Source organism: Schlesneria paludicola DSM 18645, from assembly GCF_000255655.1.
GTDB classification, from domain to species: domain Bacteria; phylum Planctomycetota; class Planctomycetia; order Planctomycetales; family Planctomycetaceae; genus Schlesneria; species Schlesneria paludicola.
The window spans coordinates 2,582,902-2,607,302 of sequence record NZ_JH636434.1; the positions used below are offsets into that span (position 1 = coordinate 2,582,902).

17 protein-coding genes are annotated in these 24,401 nt (G+C 54.5%); 7 read left to right on the top strand and 10 right to left on the bottom strand.

Annotated elements, in window-relative coordinates; translation table 11 throughout:
* The first annotated feature begins 814 nt into the window (after positions 1-814).
* Positions 815-1,570, top strand: a complete 756-nt coding sequence (locus tag OSO_RS0112760) for an RNA polymerase sigma factor (protein ID WP_010583695.1) — start codon at positions 815-817, stop codon at positions 1,568-1,570.
* Positions 1,571-1,640: 70 nt separating this feature from the next.
* Here OSO_RS0112760 and OSO_RS0112765 read toward each other — a convergent pair whose 3' ends face one another.
* Positions 1,641-3,560, bottom strand: coding sequence for an SHD1 domain-containing protein (locus OSO_RS0112765; protein ID WP_010583696.1), 1,920 nt, complete (start codon positions 3,558-3,560; stop codon positions 1,641-1,643).
* Positions 3,561-3,900: 340 nt separating this feature from the next.
* On the opposite strand from OSO_RS0112765, the gene OSO_RS0112775 reads away from it, so the two are divergent.
* Positions 3,901-4,788: a hypothetical protein gene (locus OSO_RS0112775; protein ID WP_010583697.1), complete on the top strand. Its 888-nt coding sequence runs from the start codon at positions 3,901-3,903 to the stop codon at positions 4,786-4,788.
* Positions 4,789-4,811: 23 nt separating this feature from the next.
* Here the strand turns inward: OSO_RS0112775 and OSO_RS0112780 are convergent, their stop codons facing one another.
* Positions 4,812-6,458 (bottom strand): DUF4153 domain-containing protein, encoded by a 1,647-nt coding sequence (locus OSO_RS0112780; RefSeq protein ID WP_010583698.1) that lies wholly within the window; start codon positions 6,456-6,458, stop codon positions 4,812-4,814.
* Between the two features lie 172 nt (positions 6,459-6,630).
* Between OSO_RS0112780 and OSO_RS0112785 the strand changes: the two genes are divergently transcribed.
* Positions 6,631-7,191, top strand: coding sequence for a dihydrofolate reductase family protein (locus OSO_RS0112785; protein WP_010583699.1), 561 nt, complete (start codon positions 6,631-6,633; stop codon positions 7,189-7,191).
* 251 nt (positions 7,192-7,442) lie between these two features.
* Here OSO_RS0112785 and OSO_RS0112790 read toward each other — a convergent pair whose 3' ends face one another.
* Positions 7,443-7,877 (bottom strand): hypothetical protein, encoded by a 435-nt coding sequence (locus tag OSO_RS0112790; protein ID WP_010583700.1) that lies wholly within the window; start codon positions 7,875-7,877, stop codon positions 7,443-7,445.
* 468 nt (positions 7,878-8,345) lie between these two features.
* Here OSO_RS0112790 and OSO_RS0112800 point away from each other — a divergent pair, with 468 nt between their 5' ends.
* Positions 8,346-10,070, top strand: coding sequence for an RDD family protein (locus tag OSO_RS0112800; protein ID WP_157605167.1), 1,725 nt, complete (start codon positions 8,346-8,348; stop codon positions 10,068-10,070).
* A gap of 457 nt (positions 10,071-10,527) precedes the next feature.
* On the opposite strand, the gene OSO_RS49420 is transcribed toward OSO_RS0112800, so the two are convergent.
* From OSO_RS49420 to OSO_RS0112850, 4 genes are all read right to left on the bottom strand, one after another.
* Positions 10,528-11,130, bottom strand: a complete 603-nt coding sequence (locus tag OSO_RS49420) for a zinc-ribbon domain-containing protein (RefSeq protein WP_202799930.1) — start codon at positions 11,128-11,130, stop codon at positions 10,528-10,530.
* 824 nt (positions 11,131-11,954) lie between these two features.
* The gene (locus OSO_RS0112820; RefSeq protein ID WP_010583704.1) at positions 11,955-12,692 is read right to left on the bottom strand and encodes a hypothetical protein; all 738 of its coding nucleotides are present in this window, start codon (positions 12,690-12,692) and stop codon (positions 11,955-11,957) included.
* A 909-nt stretch (positions 12,693-13,601) separates the two neighbouring features.
* Positions 13,602-14,462 carry a M15 family metallopeptidase gene (locus OSO_RS0112840; protein WP_010583707.1) on the bottom strand — a complete coding sequence of 287 codons (861 nt, stop codon included), beginning with the start codon at positions 14,460-14,462 and terminating at the stop codon, positions 13,602-13,604.
* Positions 14,463-15,014: 552 nt separating this feature from the next.
* Positions 15,015-16,346, bottom strand: a complete 1,332-nt coding sequence (locus tag OSO_RS0112850; RefSeq protein WP_010583708.1) for a neutral/alkaline ceramidase family protein — start codon at positions 16,344-16,346, stop codon at positions 15,015-15,017.
* Between the two features lie 828 nt (positions 16,347-17,174).
* Here OSO_RS0112850 and OSO_RS0112865 point away from each other — a divergent pair.
* Positions 17,175-18,746 (top strand): DUF4332 domain-containing protein, encoded by a 1,572-nt coding sequence (locus tag OSO_RS0112865; protein ID WP_010583709.1) that lies wholly within the window; start codon positions 17,175-17,177, stop codon positions 18,744-18,746.
* A gap of 178 nt (positions 18,747-18,924) precedes the next feature.
* Here the strand turns inward: OSO_RS0112865 and OSO_RS0112875 are convergent, their stop codons facing one another.
* Positions 18,925-19,323 (bottom strand): YciI family protein, encoded by a 399-nt coding sequence (locus tag OSO_RS0112875; RefSeq protein WP_010583710.1) that lies wholly within the window; start codon positions 19,321-19,323, stop codon positions 18,925-18,927.
* A gap of 499 nt (positions 19,324-19,822) precedes the next feature.
* Here OSO_RS0112875 and OSO_RS0112880 point away from each other — a divergent pair, with 499 nt between their 5' ends.
* Together OSO_RS0112880 and OSO_RS0112885 are read left to right on the top strand one after the other, a co-directional pair.
* Positions 19,823-21,151, top strand: coding sequence for a hypothetical protein (locus OSO_RS0112880; RefSeq protein WP_010583711.1), 1,329 nt, complete (start codon positions 19,823-19,825; stop codon positions 21,149-21,151).
* A gap of 336 nt (positions 21,152-21,487) precedes the next feature.
* On the top strand, positions 21,488-22,609 hold the full coding sequence (locus tag OSO_RS0112885; RefSeq protein ID WP_010583712.1) for a 3-keto-disaccharide hydrolase: 1,122 nt from the start codon (positions 21,488-21,490) through the stop codon (positions 22,607-22,609).
* Between the two features lie 608 nt (positions 22,610-23,217).
* Here OSO_RS0112885 and OSO_RS0112890 read toward each other — a convergent pair.
* Positions 23,218-23,745: a hypothetical protein gene (locus OSO_RS0112890; protein WP_010583713.1), complete on the bottom strand. Its 528-nt coding sequence runs from the start codon at positions 23,743-23,745 to the stop codon at positions 23,218-23,220.
* 242 nt (positions 23,746-23,987) lie between these two features.
* Positions 23,988-24,347, bottom strand: coding sequence for a hypothetical protein (locus tag OSO_RS0112895; protein ID WP_010581595.1), 360 nt, complete (start codon positions 24,345-24,347; stop codon positions 23,988-23,990).
* Between the last annotated feature and the right edge of the window lie 54 nt (positions 24,348-24,401).

Below are 24,401 nucleotides of genomic sequence, written 5' to 3' on the forward strand. Positions count from 1 at the left end.
AAACGCGAGTCGGGGCCGGATCACACAAAGGGATGGGCCCACATCGCGACGTCAGCCGGCATGCCGCGGTTCGGTAAAAGTGCTGTTCAGACAATGCAAAACAGCGTCCGGCCTCGCAGTGATCGGTCCGACCGATTTGCGACGATCGAATTAGGGCAGGTCACCGAAGATACCTGGCGTCAGAATCAGATTTTGACGCCAGGTATCTTTTGCCTATGTAAATACGAAGTGCCTGCCCACTGACTCCAATAGTCGGCTAAGGCGGTTCACATTCCGGCGCTCCAATCGACGAATCCCGTTCCCGTGAATGATCCGCGGACTTCGGCCTTTTCTCTGCCGAACCGAGCCCCAATCCAAGCAAACAAAAACTGCACTCGGGTGGAGTCTTGTTCGCCGGAATTACGTTGCCACAAACGGCACATCGCACATCAGTCCCATCAGTCATTTTATTCGTCGTTGCTTTCGCTACGTGCGTCCTGGTCGCTACCGCTGGCACTGCCGAAAGATCTCGCTGGCCGTTTGGAGCTTTCCGAGCATGAATCCAGTTGCGTCAGGAATTTTGACGCGCTAGACTCCAGTTCAATCAACACGCTTTCGTCGCAAAGACAACAGTTTTTTTTGAGAAATTTTGTTAAATCATCGGTTCGGAAATCGAGGCGAGCACGATCATCAGACTTCCCCCGTGATGGCAATCGGGGCAAACTCTGTTCCCCTGCAAACGTCATGGCGAGGGTGAAGGCTCATCAGGGCGAGGCCCCAAATTTTCAACAGGCTCTTGAGGATCGTCAGCAGATTCCAATGAATTGGCGGGAACGTGGCAGAACAGTTTTTGGCTGATGATGATCGGGTCAATCGCAGCCGGTTTCAAACAACGCGTTGGAGCGTCGTTCTGCGCATCAAGGATTCCAATGTCCGTGAGGCCGAAGATGTCTGGAATGAAATCGCTCGCATCTATTGGTTTCCGCTGTATGCCTTTTGCCGACGCAAGGGGACCAACGATCACGACGCCCAGGACATGACGCAAGCCTTCTTCGTCCATCTGCTGAATGGCAATCGATTCGAATCGATTTCGCCTGAAAAAGGACGTTTCCGCTCGTATTTATTGCGGACGTTCGAGAATTTCATGGCGAACCACCATCGAAATGCGAATCGACTGATTCGGGGAGGTGGTAAAACGATTATCTCTCTGGAGCAGATGGACGCCGACGCTCGTTTCGCTCAGGCACAAGCTTGCGACCACTCGCTTGATCAAGCGTTCGATCGCGAGTGGGCAGTCGCATTGCTCGATCGTGTCAAACAACGCTTGTCCGAACACTACGAGAGAAGAAACCAATCTGAATTGTTCGCAGCAATTCGGCCTCATTTGATCCCACGCGCGAACGAGTCTTCGTATGCAGAACTCGGCCGCCAACTGCAACTCTCACCTGCCGCCGTCGGAATGGCGATCACCAGAATGCGATCAAGATACCGAAACATTCTGCTGGAAGAGGTCTCTGCGACAATCGAGAAACCGGAAGACTTGGAAGACGAATTGCGGACCTTGATGTCCCTCTTCAGCGATAAAAAGTAGCACAAAGAACGCGACGGGGTCAGAGAAATGGCGCCTTGTCCGGACGGCGTTTTGACCGGAACGGGTTCGGCTATCGAATGCCCGTCGGCGTGACGTGTGAGTGCCCCAATGTCTGCAAATTCGCCGTCGCCTGACCGGCGCTCGGCTTCTGGAGGAGTTTTGGCAACTCGACGGACTTAAAGAACTGGTAATCAGGCTTTTCGAGCGATCGCAGATGTCCTTCCATGTTTTCGCCTCGGTTAAGACTAACGTATCCAGGCGAATTCGTACTGTGCCGCTCCCAGACGGACTGACCTTTGTAAACAAATTTCACATTCGAAGTGAACTCTTTGAACTTATAAGTTCCGATCGTGTTGAAATGAATCTCGGTTTCTTTCGGTCCTGATTGCGATGCAACGAGGTCGATTGTTCCCATCGGCCCCGCCTGGCAGCCGATCGCCTCCAGACACGTCGTCAGCCCCTTGATCACGTCATCACGTTTTGAAGCATCGGGAATCGCGTCCGCTTGAATTCGAACTGTCGTTCCCGATTTCAATACGAACAGATCTGGTTGAGTCAGTGCTTTGGTTACGAAATCTTTCGCGGCGGGGTGAGGGATCTTGGCAGGAATCAGAGCCCCCGGCTTTTTGTCCGTTCCAACAACTGCGAAATAGCTCACTCCATCCACGGCTCGAATCTGCTCGGCCCCGTCGTAGGTCCAAAGCTTCAACTGATTTTCCAGGTCAATCAGATACTTATTCCCCGCGAGAACGTATTGTTCGTCGGGGAATTCCGCCCCCTCGATCAGAATCAAACCTGGACACGACACTTGATGCTCGAGCTCGCCGGTTGCGGTATTCCAGACGATGACCTTATCGAGTGCCACGCATGCCAGGCGTGCGCCCGACGGACTAAACGCCATGGACGGACGTTGAAGCGGGACTGGACAGTCCTTTTGTCCGACAATTTCTTGTTTTTCAATGTCGAATAGACCGACTTCTTTTCCCGTTGAATAGGCGATCAATTTACGATCGGGACTCACCGCAGGAATGGCTGTAAAGCTCGATTCAAACTTACAAATGGGCTCGATCTCGGGATATTTCCAGATCACAATTCGTCCGTTGCCACTGCAAGTCGCGAGTTTGTTTGGCCCCAGAAACCGCGCCCAGACCACATCGCGGCCGCTGGTTGTCTCGCCTTTATAGGGAGTCCAGGCAACCGACTTTGCGATTTTGGTTCCTTTCGGAGTCCAGATCTCCAGGAGATCATGCTTTCCAAAACCCCATTCCTCTCGGCGCATCACAATTTGCTTGCCGTCATCATGCAGGGCAAGCGGAATCATCTTGCCGGTTGCGACGGCAGGACTACTCGATTTTCCCGTGGTGAGATCACAGATCGTCACGCGCACCGTTCCCACTTCCTGATGCCGATCGAACAAATAGCCAATGACGGCATGCTTGGACGTTTCACCGCCACTGATATGAAGGCCCGCCACTTTTTCGAAGAAGTCCAATCGGCCTGGAATCGAGATCGATTTGATGGACGCTTTCGCAGGAGTCGACTTTGGGACCGGAATCTCGACTTTCCAGCTCTCGGTCGTCAACGCCGGGCCGATTTCTTCGGCGGTGGACAGGTCGACGGCGATTTCGCGAATCCCGTCTCCAACGTCTTTGACACTCTTTCCCGTCTTCGATTTGGATTTCGATTTCGACTTAAAGGGGTCGTTCGCCTTGGGCTTGAAAGGGCTGCCCTCTGCGGCTTCCGACGCGAACTTCGCATCGGCAACGCTGAGCAGGCTTAATTCGATCTCGACCTCTTCACCATCTTCTTTTTCCAGCGTGACGACGTCATCTTCAAGCTTCACGAACCTGGCTTTGATCTTGTTCTTACCCGATTTATCGGCCCAGGAACGCAGTTCCTCCTTCGCCAGGACAAACGACGGACAAGCCAATGCGATAATCAAGATCCCGATCAACCGACCTCGAACATGGGAATTTTGAAGCGATCGCATAGGTTCCTTTCCGTCTCAAGAATCAAATTCAACGAAAGAAGTGAGGCCCGCGCCGCAGAACTGCGTCGAGACTCGGGCTTTTGATAGGATTAATAACAGATTCAATCAGACTTCGGGTGAACCGCAAGTCTAATCAACTTACAGGACGAGATTCAACAATTAGTCTCCATCTGCCTGTTCGGATTACTCGTACTTGAAGCCTGCCTGCAGGACCGCCAGACTGAATTCGAATTCGAACGCAAAACCCAGGTCGATTGCCTTTTCTGAGCAACTTTTTAGCACGACTGGCGACAACATGGCATCGACCTACTGAGTGTGCTGTTCAAATGAGGACACCAACATGTTGGACCTTCGCAAAAAAGCTCGTGGCCTGTTGGACAAAGTCCCTGGCGAAGTTCGATCGGATGCCCCAGGGGACGAGAAGAAACTGTTCGAAGAATTGGCAAACGGAAAGACGCATCGCTCGCTCCAGGAGGAATGGGAGAGCACGAAGCACCTCACCGGAGTCCTGCGGACAGTTTGCATTGACTTTGTCGTCTGGTACTCAGGACAGATGGGAATCAATCTGTATAGTACCATCGATCCCAAAGCTCTTAACTTGAAGGTCGATGGCTTTTTCAACCTTCAGGAAACGTTAAAAAAAGCGGGTAAGTCTCATGCCTGGGTGCCTGCCACGAGTCAGAAGCTGCCTCAATGCGGCGACATCTTGCGACATACCGCGTGGCACGTCGATGTGGCGGTGGGAATGGATAAGGGCATTTTGGAGCGGGTCGCCGGGGGGCAAAGCCGGCACATTCGCCCCACAGAGGATGTTACGAAGGAATACGATAACATCATGCGGGTCCGCGGGAAGAAAGAGTACGAGCCCAAGGATCTGCAAGGCTGGCTGGATATCGAGCTGTTTGCTCAATCACCTCCCGGACCCACCCCGCCCTGGGTCATAGGTTGGTGGAAGGTGAAGTGGAGAAACGAATTCTATTACTACTATCTCGCTGCCGACGGATCGGCTCGCTGGACGAGGATGCCGCCTCAACCAGGCCCTCCACCACCACTCCCTCCCTCAGCCTCTAATCGCGGCAGTTTTATTTTCAATAACCCCAATGGGGTCTCGATCCGCTGGTACGACTCCGAAAGTAAAGAGGATTTTGAACGTCAGCCCGGCTCAGAGTCGACTGACATGTCTGGCACTTGGAACGGTATCGAGCCGATCGAAGCCACAAAAATTTGAAAACCTCGGTGACTTCGCCCCGGTCAGTACCACCGGTACGAGTATGTCTTGAATCGCTCGGCCGCCCCCTTCTCGATCTTCAGTGAAGCAACACGGGATTCAACGGGCCCCTCTTTGGCCGAGCGAAGAAGCCGAGCATCTGCCATTTGGAATGCGGACCAGTGCGGCACACGACGGCGGTTCAATTCGGCATGAGCGTCGACCAGCAGTTCAGCGACTCCTTCGCGAATGATCGGATCGGGGCATCCCAGCAACGGGAACAACATCAGCATCCCCTCGGTACTCGTCGGATGATGGCTGATCTGTACGCTCGGAGCCAGGTTTCCGGCCATGATCTGTCGCACGTTGTACGACATAACCCAATAGTCGACAGGCGCGACGGCATACAGATAGAACGCAAATGCAACCGCCATGAGCTGCATTCGAATGACCCACGCAAAGTTGTGGCCTCGCCACATCTTGATCACAACCAGCACGAAACCCGCGACAACGGCCGAAATCCCAAGCAGACCAACCACTCGCATGCGCGTCATCCCGTTGAAACCGATGTAAATGGACAGCCGGTTGTAAACAGCGAGCGCCAGCGCCAAGTTTTCAAAGGCCCAGATCATCGCGAGACGTCGCAAGAATGGCATGCGAGGATCGTGCATCATCGGTCCACGAAAAATCGCAGACAGCATGATCGTCGCGAGCGCCAACGCCACCGTGAGCCAGGCGGCCCCTTCGTGTGCATATCCCGAAAAATGAAACTTCGGCGGGAATGTCCGAAACCACATCGTCCAGAATTCGAAACCAAGATAGGCCGCGAATAGAACAATCAAGAGCTGGATCGTGTTACGAAACGCGAAATAGAGTTCGGCTTCCGCACCGGCCATTGTCGAATGCTGGCCACTTATTGAATCGAAACGAGCGTCCGTTGGCAGCAATGGACGCAGCAGGCCGACGGCGAGCCACGCAGTCCCCAACCAGAATAGAATCCGAGACGGCGAGCCGATGAAGTCCGAAACCCACGTCTGAAACGTTCGAGTCAACTCAGCCAGTTGATCGCTTACTAACTTCACAATATCGGGATTTGCGAGGACGAAAATCGTCAAGAAAATCAAGCCAGCAATCGGCGGCATCAGTAATGTCAGCAGCCGAGTAAACGTCGGAACGCCAACCCAGTACCGAAGCACCGACTTCACCCATCGGTCATAAGCGACCATGCCTGCTCCGCCAGCCGGAACGAGTAGCCCCAGAAACCGTATCACCTCAAGCAGATAGATCTTCCCCGAATTGAGACTGATCGAAACACAGCCAAGCAAGACAAGCCCGATGGCAAACGCAAGTTCACTGCCACACCACAGGAGGCGTGCCGCCACTCCCCAGGTCAGTAACGTGACAATCACCGTCTGCCACCCAACACGACGCTGACGTCCCCCGAGCGCGATTAACAAGGGAGTGACCGCGAGCAGCAGCGCCTGCCCGGCATATCCATGCCCGTTGTAAATTGTGACGTCCGCCAGGACGATCGTCAGAACAACAGAACAGAACTCCAGCAAGCTGACGTCTGGGTTCGTCGGTGGACCAGTCGTAGGCACTTGTCGTGCATTAAAATCCGTTAGTACCGCCGACGGCAGAACATCTGTAATGTCGTGCCTCACTAGCGGTGATTCATGTGGTTCGCTCATACTTTCCTCTACGCAAACGATACGGATTGCGTTGGTCGCGTGCGAATCAAAAACAACGTCGGGCAAAATTGGATTGGGACGCCAGGTAAATAGGCCCGTCCCCAATCTCTTCGCACTGTGAACGGTTGCCGGTGAACTTTGCGGGTGACTTGATCGGCGATACACTTATGCCATGCGACCTCTTCGATATTCTATCAATGTCACGTTAGACGGGTGCTGCGATCATCGTGCAATTCCCGCGGACGAAGAATTACATCGTCACGCTGTCGAGAATCTCGCCCGGGCTGACGCCTTGCTCTTTGGTCGTGTGACCTACGAAATGATGGAGGCCGCATGGCGGGCACCGGCGCGGACGGGAATGAGCCCCGACTGGATGGAACCCTGGATGGTGCCATTTGCTCGGACGATCGATGCAACCAAGAAGTACGTCGTGTCGAGCACTCTGGATCAGGTCGACTGGAACGCGGAGCTCGTGCGCGGGGACTTGGGAAAGGCCATTCAGGAGCTCAAGCGACAGCCCGGCACTGGATTGTTCGTCGGAGGCGAGAAGCTTCCATTGGCATTGACGGAGCTCGGGTTGATCGATGAGTATGAGTTCGTGGTGCACCCCCGGCTGGCAGGCCATGGACCAACGCTCTTTGCGGGGCTCTCGAAGCATGTCGAACTAAAACTCGTGAGTCGGCAGGAGTTCGCCTCGGGGGCCGTCGCCATGCAGTATAAGCCGAGAAGATAGGCACGAAGCATAACCGTCCAACTCGGCCACGATAGCGTGTCGTTGAAGGACAACGATTTCACCGACATTGTTAGATCGGTCCAGAAGCGGCGTCCACTTGGATCGCTCAAAAGAACCAACCAGACCACCGCACAGTAGGGTCAGCATTCAACTCACGGACATCGTGATCGTCCGCGAGTCCACTCGCCGTAAGTTGGCTCTCACAAATCAGATCATGAGTCTGGTCAATTCGGCAGTGAACCGAGCCCAAACTAAAACCCCTCGGGAGTCGGCGTCTGTCGGGCAGGAACCAACGATTCTTCTGACGGCGTTGCCTTCAATGCCTCAATGGCCGCTGCCGCTCGCCTTGCCTCGTCGGTGTCCGGCATTTCCTTGATAATGATTTCGAATTCGGCAACGGCCTTCTTAATCCGGGCTGAGGCCATGTACTTACTCAACAATTGAAACAACTCTGCGTGCTTCGCCACAAGTTTCGCGTGCCTTGCGCTCGCCTCGTCGTCATTGGACTCTCCCTCCCTCTCCCATTGAAGATGAACGTAGAGATTGCGAATTTCGTTCTCGATGTCCGGACCATTCGTTGGAGCGAGTCCGACTCCGCCACCTCCAAATTGGGCATCGGTAATTGCGTAGCTGGCGAAGATCGCAATGCCGGCGACCGCGGACAGGATGATCAATTTCTTTCGCATGGCTCTGGTCCCGATTTTGAAAGGAATGCTGGATGTGGGACGTCCAGTATCCGACAAGAAAGACAATCCGTCAATTGCGTGCCAGAGCGGCATCAAAACGAGACTGACACGAGTGGCGGAAACGAATGGCGAACATGAATCAATCTCAGGTTGCGAAGAGCTCTCACAGCAAAATTGAGCCATTGGCTGGCGGTCATTCGACGAAGAAATCCTTTACCGGGATACGTAGTGGCACACCGGTGATAATCCGCCAATTGATGGATATCATTGAACCCTGACAAAAACGCTCTGGCGTAATCGTGAGATAGACGTGATCGATTGAGGCTTGAACGCGAAATGGTACCGTCAGACTGTCAACCATCACGCATCCGTCGACTGATTCGACTGACCTCGGTCCTTTCACTGAGTATCGTTCTTCCTGTCGCCATCGTGGTTGTATCAATGTATACGGCCTTTTCAGGATGGCCAGTGGGCCTCGTCATGGTCGAGCAACACCGTGTCTCCGCCGGAATCATGAAGAATGGTGAACTGTGGTACCCGGTGACGAAATACGCCCAATCAACCTATGCCCCTCCTTGCGAATCCCGGATCGTACGTCTCGATCTGAAGACAGGTGAACGTCGAGAGACGGGATTGAAACTGCCCGAAGTGAAGCGTCGGTGGGAGGCATTCAATCTGATCTGGATGGGCGAACACCTATATGTCGTCGACTCTTACGCATCGACTCCTGAAGTCTATCGAGCAACCGAGAGTGGCTTGGAACGGTATACCGCGTTGCCAGCGAAAGAACCTGCAAGCGAATTTTATGAGGTACCTTTTTTTTATCACGGTCAATTCACGGTTATCAAACAGGACCACACCGAAGGATTTCGACTTGCGCACCTCGTCAACGGAACCTGGGAAAAGGGACGACGAATACGGCTCCCACGAACGAATGCGCAATGGATCACCGGGCCTCAAGGAGCACAAATCCACTGTGATGCGGAGCCTCCTCCAAATGGAATTCGTTGCTATCTGACGGTCATTCCCGACGACACCGAGATGCATATTCGCTTCGTGACGCAGGGCTCTCGCAATCAACTGTTATTTGCCGCCTATCGGCAAGGATTCGAGTACGTAGATGACGGCGATCCCGCTTCAGCTCAATCGCCTGAAAACACAGAATTTGAGTTGTCAGGTTGGGAGCAAATCAACTCGACCTTGTCCGGTGCCATCGGGTGGGGAGCGTTCCGAGCCGAACAGGACGGCGTGTTGCTCGGAATCCAAAACAATCAACGAATGCAATTCGTCAGACGAATCGCGGACGGTCAATGGAAAGTTCTAAGCGGCCTTGAACTATCCCCATCCACTCGGGAATGGGACTCATTGATCACAGGACCGTCCGAACGCTCTTACGTGCTTCGACAATCCAGTGAATGGTGGGATCGATTCACATTTTATCCGATCGATGGCGATACGATCGGACCGGCCCAGTTGACGTTGCCTGGTCATGAGCAGATGTACCTCAATCGCTGGGGGCGCTGCGCCGGCGGATTGTTTTTGGCTTGGGTGACACACATCGTCGTATTGATCTGTGGCCAGCGATGTTGTCATTCCTCACCAAAAGAATATGAATTCGGACTTCATAAAGCATACCTTGCCCCTCCGCCATTGCGAGGTTTGGCGTTCGCGATTGATGCGATGGCCATGTTGCTTCTCGTTGCGACGTCATTCTCGATCCAGTGGCACTATCTTGACGTCAAATGGGATCGGAATGCGGATCAGAAGATCTCTCAGCTACTGAGTCATGCTGAAATGAACATTGATTCGCGACTCGTTTCATGGCTCAACGTCGTCGACTCGTGCATTTTGGATCCGAAGGAATTCATCGGGCGTCCACGCGATTTCGAGCAATTTCGCGCCCTGATTCTGACGGTCTTGATCGACACGTTGCTACCGCTGTGGCTTTACAGAACCTATCACGAAGGCAAGTCCGGAGTGACGTTCGGAAAATGGCTGACTGGCATTCGCACTGTCAGATCGACTCTTCGTCCCTGCGGATACGCCCGCGCCGTCGCTCGCAGCGCAATGTATCTTGTCGATTTCGCGTTGTTCATCACGCCGCTACCCGCGACAATCAGCATGCTGCTGTCACCCTGTTGTCAACGACTCGGCGATCGCGTCGGGGACACCCTGGTGATCAAATCCAGATAACGGGAAGCGGCAGAATTTCGTGAACGCACAACCTCTCGATACGCGGCACGACCTCACGACAGGATGATTTTCGATCCTTGGCTGCATTTGAGCATCCCTTCTCGGGCTTCCGGTTGCACCCGCTATTTGCGATAGGCCTTCTCGTACTTTCCGTGGAGCTTGCCTTTTGCCCAGTCCGCCATCAGATCGTAAAACCCTGGAGCAATACGACGATGTTTGCGCGACAATTCGGCTGCTTGCTCGTATTTTCACATTCCATGGTCGGTCTAAGGGAAGACATAAATCGAGATGTCCTGACTTTGTTGGCGCAAATTTGAGAGCCGCTCGATCGTTAACGCATTCGGGGCTTGACGGTCTTCACCCGCCAATACCCACATTTGCGGCACATCGACCTCTTTCAAGACCTGAATGGGATCTTGAGACCAGTCAACACCGGCCTATCCTTGGGTGCAGACGATTATTGAATTGTTTCACGATGGAAATGCGACTCCATAGAGGTCGCGACTCCGTGAATCAGCGCGGGAACATCCATATTGGGCGTCAAGTTCACGCAGGTGAGAATCAGATACCCCGCTTGGGTGCTCACAGATTCTGCCACCAATCTGGGATTTCCATCAGGGCGCTGATAGCTCACGACCACAATTTCATCTGAACGTGAGAACTCAAGTTGGCCTTTACGAGACAAAGAGATGGCACTCTTTCGATCGACGAGAAATCCCGCTTCGATGAGGATTGGTTTGATCGCTTCGAAAAGCCGTTTCATGAGAGTACCAAGGTGCTTCACCGGATGTGGGTCGCCATTCGCGTAGCGAGCGGACCGCTTCCGGCGGCAATCCAGACAGCGAACGGCGGTGGCGTAGAGTGAACCTTTCGCGACTTCGTAGTACCACTTTTGCTGACTGGCAGCCCAAACTTCTTCGCTCCGACAATCAACGCAAACAAAGGGCGTATCGACGTAGTACTTTGGCGGCGGCGAGTAGGAATTGTTGGGAACTTGCTGTGACAAATCCGCGGGAATCGCACCTGCTGGAATTCTCGAGTCGTGGCGTTCCTTTTTCATCTGATGTCGCCAAATGCCATTTCGCGTCAAGCAATCATTGCCCATAGCCAGCGTTTCATCTCGACCAGTGCGAGCCTCGCCGTTTACAAACCGGGAACTGGCTCATGTTCTCTCGGCGAAGGGAGGACTGCCCTGGTCGAGGCACGGTGGATCTCAATGAACCGGGAAAATGTGCCTGCCCCCCTCGCTTCGGACTGTGACCGGATCACGATACGAGGCGAGATTGAGGACTGCACCTCTTGGAATGCACCCGTAGTTTAGAGGTGGACAAGGTAGGGGAAACAAAAGTTCGCGTTCGCCCCGAACAGAACTTGTCGTCACCCAACACCATCATGCTCATCAACTGGAATTCCGAGACGGCGGCCCCGTGGGCGAAGTCGGAGATCTTGCCATCAATTTAATGCAGCCGCTGAAAGGATTGGCTGGCCAGCGCGATGGACGTTTCTGGACGTCGTTCTGCGATGGCTCCGCTCGTGCAATTTCTGACAGGCTTGATCCGGAAACAATGACGCGACGTCTGCAAATCAACGATGGGGAAGTTGTGGGAGATTTCCAACGATGTTGAAAACAACACCCGTCTTCACATGAATTGTTCCACCAAAAAAACGGCGATGGAAATTATGCACGTCAAATGAAATTGCCAGGCACCAACATTCAATTTGGTGCCTGGCAACTTCTGGCATTTCGCTTGAGCGAATCAACACAGATGATTCAAGATCAGCTCGGACACAGACCTTCATGGCCCTGAAAGCGACCGACACCTCCACGCGTCTTTTTTAAAGCGGAAGACGTCGCCGCAGTGCTGTGGACCGTGGCGGCCTTTCCTAGATCCAAGTTGCGATCTGGCCCATATTTATCGTATGCCCCATGAATGCCTTGAGGTTGTCGCTATCTCCCTGGCGCATGAAGAACTCACTCGGCCCGACATAGACAACGAAACCAGTACTGAAGGGGAGCTTCGCATTTTCAACGTTGGACAACGATTGGAATCGGTCCATCCCGAGGGCTCCGCTCACCTTACTTCGAAATGTTTTGATCTCGTGCTTCCGTTTAAATTCCTGAAATGGAATGTTCTCTTTTCCCTGATAGGCCTGTTTCGCATCGACTTGGAGTGTTTTCAGTTCCATCAGGATCTTACCCACACCACGTGCAGTCAACTGTTTGATGTTGAAGTAGACGATTTTCGCAGCCGCCGCCAAGCGGGTTGTTGAGATACTCTTGTCGTATTCACTGAATGCGATCGTGATATTTTTTTGATTCCCCGTGCTAAGGGTATACTGGGGATCATTTCCGTGCATATCAAAGACTTTTCGCAGCCCTCGCTGCATGGCAGAACGGCTTCGTGCGTGAATGAGCACCCCACACTCTTCATTGATCGTCAGCGCTTGATCGCCAAAAAGTCCTTGCCGAAAGCGCTCGGTTTTCGCGGTCAGTTTCCAATCTAGCAGACAAAAGGGCGCACCACACCCCATATAGGCCATGCATGCACAACCAAAGACTTCGTCATAGTCTGTCCGCGACTTGAAGAGTGAACCGACTGTCTTATGGTAGTAAATTTCCATGAAATGTCCGTGTAAAAAACTGGATTCGTCAAATGAGGTCAATCAAGCGATGGCGATACGGTTAACTGGGGCGACGTGTCGTGGAGTGGAATCATCCAAGCAGGGGCTTCAGCGGAATCGACGTCATTGTTCGCTTGAGCTGCGCCGAAAACGCCTGATTGATTTTACAAACACGTTGGCGCGGAAGATGGAAAACAAGCTACTGGTCGGCAGGCCAAATATGCCCAAGCGTCGGCAGTCTGCGGTGTAGTCGTTCACAGACCGAGGACTGGCTCTTTTTCGGCGGTAAAGGGAAGGATGCCCCGAGTCGATGCACTGTGAATTCCAATTGAACCGGGAAAATGTGCCCGTCCCCCTCTCCTCGGGCGGTGAACGGTTGCGTCGGCGGTGAGGGCGATTTCATCCAATCGCTTCACCCGTTCGTCTTTTTGACAGATCATTCGTCTCGTCCCGCGATCTCGAAGTGACGCAACGCCAGACAAACGCACCAAATTCTTGACCTCTCGCACCGCTAGCGAACTCCTGGCCTGCATGCACCAGACTTGCGGACGAGATGACAACGTTGGCCCGGCTTTTTCTAAAACGATGCGGCAATGTTCGAAGCGGATTTCACCTGCTGCGCAACATTCCCCCCCGCCCCAAACGTGGGTTCCACAGAGATAAAACCCACGCAACCAGCGAACTAACGAGAAAATTGACGGCTTTTGCGATTTTCGTCGAAAATGACGTTCTGGAAGTTCATTCACGAATTTTGAGAACCGCCCGCCCTACGGATGTTCGCCTGACGGACTCCTTCGACTGCGTTTCGTCGGCAAAAGGATCGCTTCAATTGCGGATCGGGAATGCTTCAACCAGATCTTCCCGCGCAAGGAGCGCCCCCTCGGGCGCAATTTTGTTACACAAGCGGAATTAGCCGAGCTTCCGCTGCGCTCGCTGAAGTGCCGCCGCGATCTCTCGTTGAATCACCGGCAACGGATTCAGCGGGCTGAGAGGATCGTCACACCGTGTGACGCGGTTGGCTTTTGGGTCCCAGTGGACCGGACCAAATCGTGCTGGTGCCGGCTGACCTTTCAAGAGATGGCCCATCGCATCTTCCTGATTGAAGTGCCAGAACTCGAACGGAAAATGAATGAAGCCGTGGGCCTCGACCATGGCCGTAATGTCGAGACGATTGTTGAGAGCCTCGGCCTCGACGAATGGCGAGCGCATCGGCGTCCGCTCGCTCATTTCCAAGTAGGGATTGCCACGCCAGACTTCGGTGCCGTCGTCTCTGCGGTACACCGAGACGTCGATCGCCGAGCCCGACATGTGAGTGCCGATCTTCGGAATGTTGGCGATCAGGACGATCGCCCGACGGAAGACGAGTTCGACCGGTGGAATCTGACCGCCGTATTCCCAAATACATTTACGGAGAATGGCATCGAACAACTCGGGCTTGCGCACCAATTGGCCCTGCATGTCTAGCGAACGATACGCGTCCTCAATTTTCAAGATCCAGCCGCGATCGTTCATCGCTCGACCGACTTCCATCACGTCCTGCACAAGACTCTCACGCATGAAGAAGACACGCTCGAGTTCCCCGGCAATTTTCGAGTCCGAGAACTGCATCTCGATCCCTGCCGATTCCGCCGCGTCACGCAGCGACGCGAAACCCTCGCCGCATTCAAGAACCTCAAACGCAAGAATCCGCTGCACCAAGGCATAGCCCAGCTCCATCTGTTCGGCCCAGTAGGCTCGTCGCGCGGCATCGTCGGTCGTCGAGTTCGTCAACTCTGATTCCTTCAGTGAGAGATTTTCAAAAACGATTCATGTCGTCGCGGTCGCCACGCGCCAGGATTGTATTCGCGTTTCGGCGACCGGCGATCAACGAGTGCGCGTGACACTTCCACGTCGCGTCGAATCAAAAGTGAATTGCTGGGGCATTGGGGCCGCGGGACGCCACACTCTCGTGAGACGCGTTTTAATCATTACCAACTTCTCCTCAAGATGCGACGGCATCAACGGATGCACAGGGCATGAATCGCGACGGAGCGCGGTGTACTGGCGGTTGCCGGACCTGATTTCTAGGAGGAAGAGAAAAAAGGGGGACTGGCTCCGCCAGGTGCCTGTCCCCCTTTTTTCGGTCGGTTGTTGCCGAAGTTACCGAATGTATTGTGGCGCCCAGGAGTTGCTGCTTGATTGATGGCACGGGCTGCGTTTTGGTTAGCGACCGCGGTGAATAAAAGAAACTAAACCGCAGAATGAGGCACAGCCACCTACCGGAGCCCATCCCCGCGATGACTCTATGATGCCATCCCACGCAGCATCACCCAGAGAACAACGTCACTTGGTCGCACGCGGCGCAACATAGTCCGCGGGCCGGAACGACTCGAACACATCAGCCAGAACTTTATCCGCAAGTCGGCCGAGTTCTTCGAGGATCAGTGGTTCCGCCTCTGGTAATAGCGGCGACAGATTCGGCTCGTACCCACCGTATTTGTGCGATTCCTCCGTGCAGATATATCCGAGGCTGCCATTCGCGTAACCGACGACGATCGGAGTCGCTCGGTCGGCGATCGCCTTTTCGATTTGAAATCCGTATTCGACCATCGGTTCGCCCGGAATGGTCAGAAACAGAAACTCACCCACGCGGAGCGCCTGCATCTCGCACGCCACCCGTTCGGTCTTACCGGGAAGTTGCACCACGCTCGTCACGCATTTCAGCGGGTAAACGGTTTTGCGTTTGGCGAGCTCTTCGCGAATGGCGGCATGATCTGTCGCTCGCACCACCGCGCAACCCAGGCTCCGTCCCGTCCATTTGATATCGGCCGCGTCACCGCATCGATAGGGAAGCCCCGGCAAATTCGGACGGATGTCGCCCGCACAGCCTTGCAGAAACATCGCTTTTGTTTTTGCTCCATAAACCAGCTCGACAAACGTCTGAGCCTCGCCGGGGAAGTCGGCACTGATCTGCGGGAACCCAGCCGGAAACGGCGGAGTCAGCTTGTCGCCCCAGGTAAAGACACACGGGTGACAGACGGCATGCATCAGCACGCACATCGGTTCGAGCGACCGGCCATCATCGATTCTCAGGACTTTGACGCGATGATCACACGGTCCGTCGGGATTGAGTCGCACAACAGCGCGGCCGTTGATGACCTTCCGTCGGTTGATATTGAAATCAATGCGATCCTCGCCATATCCGATGGACACGGGCCGCAACTGGCTGGCAGCCTCAACCGCCGCCTCACCGATTTTTGCCACCATGCCGCGACTCCATTCGGATTCCGGCGACCACCCCGGCCCGGAATGATTATGAGATGCCGCCACCATGATCTGCTCGACCGGTATCTCGGTCTTCTTCGAGATGATTTCGCGGAGCGCCGCGACCATATCGCTGGTCGCGTTGATCAGGTCGAGCGTGACGATGGCGGCCTTCGTCTGTTCATTCGCGAAAATCAGAACCCCGGCGCGAATCGGATCATGCACGCCATTGGTCGGCCGGACATGTCCAACCACCGGCGTTTCGGGAGACGGAGTGATATCAACCTTAGCGACGCCCGCCCGCAGGTTCGATTCAACTCGAAACTGAAAGGGAACCTCCTCCGCCACACTGGAAGAACTCATCACCAAAAGAAAAATGGATAATGAAATTTCGAGAACACGACGTTTCATCAAATCTATTCCTGTCATGTTGCAATTCTAAGGTTGAACGTTCGAGACGCGCCGCGTGCCGAGTCTACCAGACGACTCCGCGTAAACGGCGTCTCGGACGCGTTGCCGCCGCAATCTCGCAAACTCAATATCGCCAGTTGGTTTGATCCAGTCCTTTGCAGATCCTGATAACTTGGAGTTCCCGAAGTTAATGTTCGACAACCCCGCGGGATACCAAGATCGTTCCCTTTGCCACAGTCGTTTTCGGGACTCCGAACCCGCCGCTCGTCGGAGCCCGAAAAGGGGAGGCAGAAAAGGTGTCAGGAACCTTTTCTGTCCCTTTTCGGTACTGGTAACAAGGCAGATGATCGATCTGGACCATTTGACAATCCATCGATCGACGGGCGAACTGGGGCGAGCGACTGCTTAATTATCGCTACCTTGCCACCGACTTCTTCGATTGTATTTCGTCGCTAAGGGACGCAGAACTGCCAACGATCAGCCCTGCCCTGTATTCGGATTGATCGAATTGCAGGTATCTGAGAAAACCGCGGGGCTTGAATTCCTCGGTCATCTGTTTGCTTCATTCCCCTTACGACTTGTTGAAATCATGGACGGTTGCCGTGAACGTGAATCCACCTCGCGGGGTTGGCGGCGTTTAGCAGTCTGTTGAAGTCAGGGGGACAGGCACCCCGGCATTCACGATTTCATGACGTTTTTTAATATGGTCGGAGCCAGTCCCCGTTACTTCAACAGGCTTTTAGTCATATGTCCACTCTGTTCAACGTTGTCTTCGCATGGAAGTGTTCCAGTACGCATCACAAGATGGCTATGGATGCCTTGGATCAAATGAGATCTTCGCAGGCCGAACAGTGGCGGAATCTTTGCCTGGGAAATGTCGACAGATATCTCGAAGGGTCCAAAGCTCCCGACAATAAATTCAAGGACTTCCGGAATCATGTGATGCACGTCCGTGAAAACTATTGGGGTGGTGCCGTCGCAAGCACCAAGCGGTGGTACGACGAAACAGTGACGGCGCTAAAATCTCGTCGCTGGGCAGACGCCGTGTATGCCGCGGGCGTCTTGAGCCATTACTACACCGATCCAATCCAACCGCTCCACACGGCGCAAAGCGAAGCGGAAGGAGTCATCCATCAGGCGTGCGAATGGAGCATTGCTTGCGCCTATCGCGAGTTGACGGACCTGTTGGAATCCGATCTGGGTGGCTGGCCGACCGTTCATGCACCGACCGGCGCCGATTGGCTGGGTCAGATGGTCACCCTAGGCGCGGAACTCGCAAACCCACACTACGAGGCCTGTCTGACTCATTACAACCTGGCGAATGGTGCCAAGGATCCGCCGCGAGGACTCGATCAAGATCTACGAATTCGTTTTGCCAGACTGATCGGCCATGCGGTTGTGGGATACGCCGCAATCATGGATCGCGCGTTGGAAGAATCCCAGGTGAAAGTTCCTGCGACGAACCTCACCCTCCAAAGCGTCATTGCGACAATCCAAATCCCAATCCTGTGGGTCACCAAAAAACTGACCGACGCCAAAGAACGAGCACTCGTCGAATCGATTTATCGGGAGTATCAGCAGACAGGCAAAGTCATCAATGCGCTCAGCGACGACGACAAAGCGGTTCGCGAAATTCATGCCGCAGAAGTCCGCGGTATGACAACAGCCGAGCTGAATGCCGAGCAACCCGTTGCCGTGGGATCGGCTCACGGAACGATTTCTCTCGAACAGACGCCCGCGAAGCCGTCTCCGCTTCCGCCATCCATCGCCGCGGCCGCCTCTGTTGATACCGTGAGTACGACGTCCGCCCAATCAGCGCCGTCCCCCGCCCGCGCATCGGCACACCAGGTCGAGCCAGAAACGGACTCGTCGACGAAACCGTTGCTGCTCAATTCGCCGGTTTCAATCACGAAAATTGCACCAGGCAGTTCCGCAAAGAGCGTGCGACCGACGACGAAGGGGCCCCGGTACTACCTTGAAGAATCGATGGACATCGAAAGGGCTCCTTCAATAGGCCCCAAGTCCGCCGCACGACTCGCTGAATTCAAAATTAAATCTGTCTACGACTTGCTCCAAGCAAACGCCACAGAGCTCGCCGCCCAAATCAACGACAGGAACTTCAAAAAAGAGATCCTTGAAGAATGGCAAGCGCAGGCCCGCCTATGCTGCGAGGTCCCCAACCTGCGGGGCCACGACGCTCAGATTCTGACGGCGATCGGCATCGAGAGTTGCAACGAGCTTGCAAAGGCCGATCAAGCCAGACTGCTCAAGCAGGCGGAAACATTTGTCGGTACTTCCGCCGGCCAAAGAATCCTTCGCGGTGGCTCGCCGCCTGACCACGACGAAATCAACGATTGGATCACGTGGGCTCAAAGCGTCGCCCGCCCTCATGCCGCATGAAAGCCAGAGCGTCGTCGACGGCATCGTCCGACCACCGAACCATCGGCGCAGGCAACGATCCTGCGCCGAGGTCTTGATCCCCTTGGAGATTCCGCTTCGAACGTTTTCTGCGCTCGTTGTGCAGAAACTGAGGGTGTCGCCCTTCGAGCATTAATAGCGAATCGGCGGTTCTGATCGCTCAGGCCTCTCGAGCGACCGCGGCGATCCGCTCGGCGACCAGGCGGTTGACCTCTTCATTGGCAGGTCGGATCTCGAAGATATTCCCCATCTTCACGGCCGGGTGTTTCGACATCAGCGAGACTGCGTGCTCGAGGTCGCGGGCCTCCAGCAGCAGAATACCGCCGAGCACTTCCTTGGTTTCCGAGAACGGACCATCGGTGGCTTCGACAACGCCATTCCTGCCTCTCACCGTGACCGCGGTCTGGGCGAAATCGAGTGCTTCTCCCTCCAAGAAATGCCCGCCACGACGAAGTTCGTCATCGTAGGCAAAGCAGACCTCCATCATTTTCTGCGCGTCTTCCGGCGCCATCTGTGCAAATTTCGCCTCATCATGGAACCCTAAACAAACGAATTTCATGCCACATCTCCTTTGATGATCACTCGCCCAGCGCGGACTTAGCGGCCTGTTGAGCCGACGTTCTCAATTGGTCGATTAAGCCGGGCCGAAATCGACATCCGAGGCGTAATTCTCTCAAAAAATGATCCCGTCATCAGTCGCTTTTCAACTCTCATCGTTTCTGGGTTGAGGCCACAAATCAGCTGCTCGATCTAGACCATTTGACAATTCATGGGCCGAAGGACGAACTACGGCGATATCTGGGCGATCGGCTGACAATGAAGGTTGAGTACGATCATCCTTGCTGTGAGACCCCACATCAAAAAGTCGCCCCATCTTATTTCACCACAATCCGTTACGAGAAGTTCAGCGCCGTTCACTCGCGACCTTTTTCCCTTGCACTCCTCATTTTGCTATAACCCGGCGAATTCGGTCACACGCTCGCCTTGATGTGCATCAGCTAACCGAAAGTGTTTTGGAACGGACACGTTTTTTTGTCGCCCTTTGAAGAGAAATGCTTATGGCTGCTTCGACCTCGATTCTCGCGGACAAACTGCACGAGTACCCCCAGCAAGGTGTGATCGACGGAACGGGCGGGGGGATCGCTTCAGTTCTTGACGACTGCCTGAACAAGAGCGGCGGAGTGTTGCAACTTCTGCATCGCTACGCTGGACGGACGTTTTGTACGCCGGGCAAACGCATTCGCCTCGATGCGAAGTCGTACTACCCGGACTATATGGGCGGTACGGGTCTCGATGAACTCTGGATGTGTTGCACCGTTCCCATCGTGACGGGCGTCATTGATACGCGCACGAAGAAGGCACCGTTTCGCGAAGGTGAAGCGCACGTACTCACTTCGAGCGGACAGACCGTCTCGCTCCAGGATTTGATCGCGGCCAATCCCAAGGCCGTCATCGGTGAGAAGGTGACCGCTTTTTCGGAAAAGCTGTTCGGCTACGCGACATGGCCGATTGTGTCGAAGAAGTTCGACAATCTGAATCCGATTCCCGATCACCTTCACTGGGCGAAATGGGAAGTGTATGACATCAACTCGTTCGACAATCCCGGAGTCAGTCCTTCGCACTATCACACCACGGCCATGGGTCTGTACTCGTTCGTGACGAAGGAGCAGTTCCTCGCTTGTATGAAGCGTTTCGGAAAGGGCGAGTACAACGGGATCCGCCACTTGGCGCCGCATGTGATGATGCAACTCGACAACGGCTTCGTGATGCCGAATGGCGTGCTGCATTCACCGACGAACCTGTGCACGCACGAGCTGCACGTCACGATGGACGAGCACTTCCTGGCCGAGGACCTCACTCTTGACGGACGTATCGGTGCGAAGGATGCGTTCTACGCTTGCCGTGAAGAGGACTATCCGAAGGCAAAGCACGAAGACTGGGACTACCTTGTTGAAAAGTTCGACTTCGCAGCGAATCAGGACCCAGACTTCGTCTTGAAGAATTCGCGTCCGGCAATCCCGGCCAAAGAATTCCAAGGCAACGGGGTCGACGCCAAGTGGATCGTTTACGGCGATTTCCTGGGCGACCAGAAGTGCTCGATTCTCCGCCTGACAGTACAGCCCGGTGGCAAGACAACGTTCCGCCCCGAGTGTCCGGCGCTGTTCCATACGAACGGCGGAAGCGGGCGCGTCGGAAAGCTCAACGTTCGCTATCACCAGAACATGGTTCTCGGCGAGATCTATCCCGAGATCGGGTTCATCACTCAGGCGGCGCTTGCGAACGGTGGCGTGGAAATCGAAAACACGGGAACCGAACCGCTCGTGTTAACCTTCGACTTCCCCCAGAACGCGCATAGCAAGACGCCTGGTGTCACTGCTGCGAAGTAATCGTACGACGTCTCCTGCACTCCCGAAGGCCGGCGACATCCCGTAGCCGGCCTTCGGGCCGTACGAACACACAAGGGCGGACCAACAAGAACCGCCATGAATGGACCGCGTCGAATCTCGCAATGACGCCAATTTCCAACAACGTATTTGAAGTTCTGATCACGCAAATGAAGCGAAACATGGTGCTGGACGGGCCTACTCGACGAGTTTGTCGAATTCTCTTCGTTCAATGGGACTGAAAAGTGCCTGCGAGCAACTCGTGTTACCGAGTCATCGAAGGTAAGGTCCACATCCAAAACTCGGCACTTCAACGCTGTGAAATGGAAAAGAAACACAATGAGAAAGTTCGTCAGAATTTCGGTGCTGTGCTTGGTCATCGCGTGGCCCGCAGTGTCTTCGGCGCAGACGTTGGACTCCGCGACTGAGGCGGAGACGCGGAAGCTGTTCGATGTTCAGGCGATCGGAGTCGAGCTGAAATTGCAGGGGGAATACGTCGGCAAGGACGGCGAGAAGCTGGTTGCTGCGCAAGTCGTGTCGCGCGGCGAGAATTCGTTTCATGTTCTGCTCCTCGAAGGCGGATTGCCGGGTGATGGTTGGGATGGGGGCCGTTATGGACTGTTGGAGAGCGCCCCGTTGTCGCAAGGGCGAGCGGAGTTTCGTTCGCTAACAGATGAGGGAGTCACCGCGGTTCTGGATGAGAACGGCCTGATGCTGAAGCGCGGTGAGCGACGAACTCTGTTGAAGCGAGTGGAACGCAAGAGCTCGACGCTCGGTCAGCAGCCTCCTGCGGGAGCGATCGTGCTTTTCGGTGGCGCGACTCCCGGCATGGACGCGTTCGAAGAGCGCAAGGACATCGAAGGTTTGACCGCGCCAACGATGTTTGAAGGACACATGCTCGCCGGGGCCGTCACGAAACGGCGGTTCCGAGACTACCAGTTGCACGTGGAGTTCATGACCGGGTGGGAGCCGCAAAACATTCCGTGGCGGCGAGCGGATGCGGGCATCTATATGCTTTCACGCTACGAAGTCGCGATCGGCGATAGCTTTGGCTTCGACTTCGATCTGTCTGGCGCGACGAGTCCGCATCGCGGCAAGTTGCTCGATGAGAAAAGCACGTCTTCGAAGTTTCCGGTGGCGAAAAACAACAACGCGCCTCGCGTGTGTGGAAGTGTTTTCAGTTATCCGAGCAATGTCCCGAATTCGTGTCTGCCGCCACTGGTTTGGCAGACGCTCGACATCGACTTCACGGCACCTCGATTCGACAGCGAAGGAAAGAAGACTTCAAAGGCGGTGATCTCAGCAAAGTTGAATGGGCATCAGACGGTCGACAAGCAGGAAGTCAACGGCCCGACGCCGCACGGCCTCAATGGCCCCGAGACTCCCGATGGCCCCATTTGGTTTGAAGCCTTCGGACGCCGCGTGCTGTACCGCAACATCTGGGTTGTTGAACGCCGTTGAGATCGGCTCGCGTGAAGTCGTGCAATCCCTGCATGCAAACCTCGTCAGTCCAAGGCAACGACATCAGCTTGACGCGATTCGCCGGAGGTTCTTCGGTCACATCGGTCACATCGGTCACATCGGTCACATCGACCGCGGTGTGTCGGACCGGACCAGATGACAACCGAGGCGAAACTGTGTTCGGTTCAGTAGGCGGGTGGTCTCATTCAGCGAGAATGCGATGAGAAGGCTTATTTGAGAGCGTTTCTGCCACTTTCTGGGAACGCTCTCGGCGTTTTTACACTTTCCAGATTTTCCGCTATTTTACAAGGATTCGGTGACAACATCTGAGACGAGAGGGGCAGTCGTACAACGTCAGAACACGCATCTGCTCTTCGCGCGTGTCGGACCTGAGCCCCCGGAATTGCAAATCGTTCCTTAACAGCCTGTTGAAGTAAGGGGGACAGGCACCTTGGCGTTCACGATGTCATGGCGTTTTTTCATCTGGTCGGAGCCAGTCCCCGTTACTTCAACAGGCTGTTAGGGCCGCTGGACGAGCATCGCACTCGCATTGAAGAAGATGTTGGCCGCTCACTGCGTCATCTCGTAGACGCACAATGCACCAGATTTTACTTCTTAACACTCGATGCCGGTGGAGGCGCGACGGATGATCCTGATTGGGACGAAGCTGCCAACGGGGCCTTCTTCAGGAACTTTTTGAGCGGAATGTCGTAGTATCTTGCCCCGGCCATTGGACCTGCCATTTGCGATCGACCGTCAACCGTCATGGTAAAGATCCGGATCACGGCGCGGTCGGCAAATTCCTTTCCGATCTCCACTTGCCCGGTGAGTTTGCCGGCCTCGGTTGGCTTCATTGCGATGGGTGTCTTCACGAGATTCTTGCCTGTACGATCCGGATTGCTGAAAGCCATCACGAACACCGAATCGATGGGCTTGAGCCTGCCTTGATCAGCAAGTGTAAAGTGGACGATCAGCTTGTCGCCATTGGCGGCGTCCACTTTCCCGTCGTACTTCACCCCCCACTCGTCCTTCGACGGACCAAGCCCATACCAGTGCGCCCAACCGCAGCTCGTCATCAGGACAACTGCGATGACAACTAGCAAACCTATTACGCGAGGAAAACGTCGAAAGACCATGTCAATTGAACCTCATGAAATCCCGGTCATCGATTCACGTGTCGGAAGGTCGGCTATGCACTTCGCGCGAAGCATTGAAGCGGTGCACCTCAATTCGAGCAATATCAATTTTAGCGCCGACATACCCCATCCATCGTCGCAACGGGGCGTGTGGGCCCGCCCTGAATGAGGAAGCAAATGCTTTCTCCAACTCGAAGACATCGTTACCCCGAACGGTTGACACAATGATAGCAGAAAAGGTGTCAGGAACCTTTTTCATATTCGAGTCTTATTCCCATCAAAACGCCGACGACAAATCCGATACAAATCTTGAATACCATTCTCCATACTCTGGCATCCAATTTGACACGGTAGCCGCGTCCTAATGCCGGGACACAAGCTTCCCAAACCATGCAAGCGAGCACGCCCAAAATCACGCAAGGCACTACCCAGCCCCATCGAAATATCAGAGAGGCAACGGAGTAGATAAACAACACGAGGAAAACCTGTGATGTCAATGTTTCGCAGGTGTCAAACTCGCTTGTTGAGGAATGTTGAAAGAAAAAGGCGAGCACCCCCGTGATCAGCGTCGCGACGAGTTTGGCTGCCAGTCGTTCTCGCATCGGGAATCACTTTCGTTCCGTGTTCCACTGATCGCCACTTTCAGACAATGTTAT